The organism is Solidesulfovibrio fructosivorans JJ] (assembly GCF_000179555.1).
GTDB classification, from domain to species: Bacteria; Desulfobacterota; Desulfovibrionia; order Desulfovibrionales; family Desulfovibrionaceae; genus Solidesulfovibrio; species Solidesulfovibrio fructosivorans.
Map to the genome: position 1 here is coordinate 1 of NZ_AECZ01000070.1, position 3,313 is coordinate 3,313.

Annotated in this window: 3 protein-coding genes; all 3 read left to right on the plus strand. The window is 64.3% G+C overall.

Features of this window, described 5'->3' with window-relative positions:
* Positions 1-34 precede the first annotated feature (34 nt).
* Entirely contained in the window at positions 35-1,243 is a 1,209-nt protein-coding gene (locus DESFRDRAFT_RS20480; RefSeq protein WP_005997255.1) for an HlyD family secretion protein, read from the plus strand.
* Positions 1,244-1,294: 51 nt separating this feature from the next.
* A complete protein-coding gene (locus tag DESFRDRAFT_RS20485; RefSeq protein ID WP_005997256.1) occupies positions 1,295-2,851 on the plus strand; it encodes a DHA2 family efflux MFS transporter permease subunit in 1,557 nt (518 codons plus the stop codon).
* Positions 2,852-3,070: 219 nt separating this feature from the next.
* The coding region (locus DESFRDRAFT_RS20490) for a hypothetical protein (RefSeq protein WP_005997257.1) at positions 3,071-3,313 on the plus strand (243 nt) is incomplete at its 3' end.

A 3,313-nucleotide genomic window follows, 5' to 3' on the forward strand; every position in this document is an offset into this window, starting at 1 on the left:
GCCTGGACGCCATCCTCGACGCAAAGGACAATGCATGAAGCTTTCTTTCCGCCCCAAGCACAAGCCCGACGGAACGCCGGGCAAGCGCAAGCGCATCCTGGTCGTGACGGTGGCCGTGGCCGTCATCGCCTGCTTCGGCTACTACCTGTATGTGCGGGGACTCGTGTCCACGGACGACGCGTTTATAGACGGCAAGGTCCATCCCATCACGCCGCGCGTGGCCGGCTATGTCGAGACGGTGCCGGTGGAGGACAACCAGCTCGTGGCCCCGGGCGACGTGCTGGTCACCCTCGATCCCACCGACTACAAGGTCGCCCTGGCCCAGGCCAAGGCGGACCTGGCCGCAGCCGAGGCTTCGCTTGCCGCCCTTGATCTCGGCGTGCCGTTGCAACTGTCCCAGACCTCCTCCAAGGTGGCCTCGGCCCAGGCCGAAATGGAAGGACAGCAGCGCGGCCTCGACCAGGCGACCAAGGAGCGCGACGCGGCCGAGGAAGCCGTGGCCCAGATCCAGGCCCAGGTGGACCAGGACAAGCTGGACTTCACCCGCATCAGCCAGCTGCGGCACCAGGACGTGGTGGCCCAGTCCGATTTGGACAGCATCGAGAACAAGCGCCGGGGGCACGAGGCCGAACTGCGGGCGGCCCGGGCCAAGGCGGCGGCCGCGAACCGGGGGTTGGAATCGATCCAGGCCAGCATCCGGCGGCTGCGTTCCCAGATCGCCCTGGCCAAGACCGGCGAGGAGCAGGCCGTCATCCAGACCAAGGAAGCGGCGGCCCAGCGGGCCAAGGTGGAGCTGGCCAAGGAGAAGGTCCGGCAGGCCGAACTCAATCTCGAGTACACCAAGATCGTGGCCCCGGTGGCCGGCCACGTGACCAAGAAGCAGATCGAATCCGGCCGGCTCGTCGCCGCCGGGCAGGCGCTGATGACCGTTGTCCCCCTGGACCCGGAAGAGCTGTGGGTCACGGCCAACTACAAGGAAACCCAGCTCAAGCACGTGCATCCCGGCCAGAAGGCGACCATCGAGGTCGACACCTATCCCGGCCGCGAGATCACGGGCCATGTGCAGTCCATCATGGCCGGCACGGGCTCGGTCTTTTCGCTTTTCCCCTCGGAAAACGCCACGGGCAACTACGTGAAAGTGGTGCAGCGCATCCCCGTCAAGATCGTTTTCGACAAGGAAAACGGGGAGCTGCCCAAGCTGCGCCTGGGCATGAGCGTCGTGCCCACCATCCACACCGACTAGTGTCGGGCCTCGTATTTTCGCAACCGTTTTTCAAGGATACGGCACGAGGCCATGGCAGAACGCGCCCCCAGCAAATGGCTCATCACCATCGCGGTGATGGTGCCGACATTGATCGAAATTCTCGACACGTCCATCGCCAACGTGGCCTTGCAACATATCCAGGGCAGCCTTTCGGCCGGCCAGGACGAGGTGACGTGGGTGCTCACGTCCTACCTCGTGTCCAACGCCATCGTCATCCCCATAAGCGGCTACCTTTCCAAGGTCTTCGGCCGGCGCAACTATCTCATGCTCTCGGTCGTGGTCTTCACCGTCGCCTCCATGATGTGCGGGCTGGCCACGAGCCTCGGCATGCTCATTTTCTTCCGCATCGTCCAGGGCATCGGCGGCGGCGGGCTCCAGCCCATGTCCCAGGCCATCCTGCTCGAGGCCTATCCGCCCAAGGAGCGGGGACTGGCCATGGCCATTTTCGCCATGGGCGCGGTGCTCGGCCCCATCCTCGGACCGCTTCTCGGCGGCTACATCACGGACAACTATTCCTGGCGCTGGATTTTCAACATCAACGTGCCCGTCGGCATGCTGGCCATGGTGCTCATCTGGCTCTACATCAAGGACCCGGACTATCTGGAACGGCGCCAGAAGGGCGACACCGTGGATTATATCGGCCTGGCCCTTCTAAGCCTGGGCCTTGGCAGTCTGCAGGTGGTGCTCGACAAGGGGCAGCAGGACGACTGGTTCAACAACGACTTCATCCTGGCGCTTTCGGTCGTGGCCGCGATCAGCCTGACCACCTTCGTGGTCTGGGAACTGATGCGCAAGGACCCCATCGTCGACCTCAAGGTGTTTAAGGACCGGAGTTTCGCCACGGGCAACGTGGTCATGTTCTTCGGCTATTTCGCCTTTTTCGGGGCCATCGTGCTGTTGCCGCTCTACCTGCAGAACCTCATGGGCTACACGGCCTTTCTGTCGGGAGTGGTGCTCGGCCCGGGCGGGCTCATCATGCTCGTCATCCTGCCGATCGTCGGCAAGCTGACCCAGAAGGTCGACGCCCGTTTCATCCTGTGCGTGGGGCTGCTCGTCAGCGCCTATTCCCTCTTCAACATGGCCGGCTTTTCCCTGGACATCGACCTCGGCACCGCCATCACCGCCCGCAACATCCAGGCCGTGGGCATCGCCTTCTTCTTCGTGCCGCTTTCCTACCTGACCATGGCCTTCATCCCCAAAAAGGGCATGAACAACGCCTCGGCCGTGTTCAATCTGTTGCGCAACCTCGGCGGCTCCTTCGGCGTGGCTTTCGTCACCACGCTGCTCGCCCGCCGGGCCCAGTTCCACCAGGCCCGGCTCATCGAGAACATGACGCCCTACAACCTGACCTACCAGTCGACCTTCGCCCAGATCAAAGACTACCTGGCGGCCAAGGCGCTGGGGCTTTACGACGCCTCGCAGATGGCCGGGGCGGCCCTTTACAAGCTCATGCTCCAGCAGGCCAACGCCATGGCCTTTTGCGACGTTTTCCACGCCCAGGCCATGATGTTCATGGGGCTGGCCGTGCTGATGTGGATCATGAAAAAGCCGCCCATGGGTGCCAAGCTGGACGAGGGCATGCACTGAGGCCGAATCGACGACATTTCGGCAATCCGCCGGTTCTTCAAGGCCGCCTTCGGGCGGCCTTTCCTGTGCCCGGGCGGAAATGAGGCCCCTGGCCGCGTCTGGGGCGGGTAGGGCCTGGCACGATCCTGGCTAGTAGGGTAACAGGACAGCATGGAGCACCGCGCGCCGCTGGCGCGCAGCGTTTGCAACCAAGCCGTGCCAACACCAAGGAGCGCTCCCATGAACGCCATCCGCCTTGTCGCTTTGATCGTTTTGTTCGTCGGCCTGACGTTGATCGAAGCCGGAAACAGCCATGCCTTCCGGCGCAGGAGTTCGGTGACCGGTCCCCGGGGCCGCACCGTAACCAACGAGGCCACCACGACCCGGACGCCGGGCGGCTACAACCGCAGCGCCACCACCACCGGTCCCGGCGGCCAGAGCGTCACCCGCGAATCCGGCGGCCACTGGGACCCGGCCACCCGG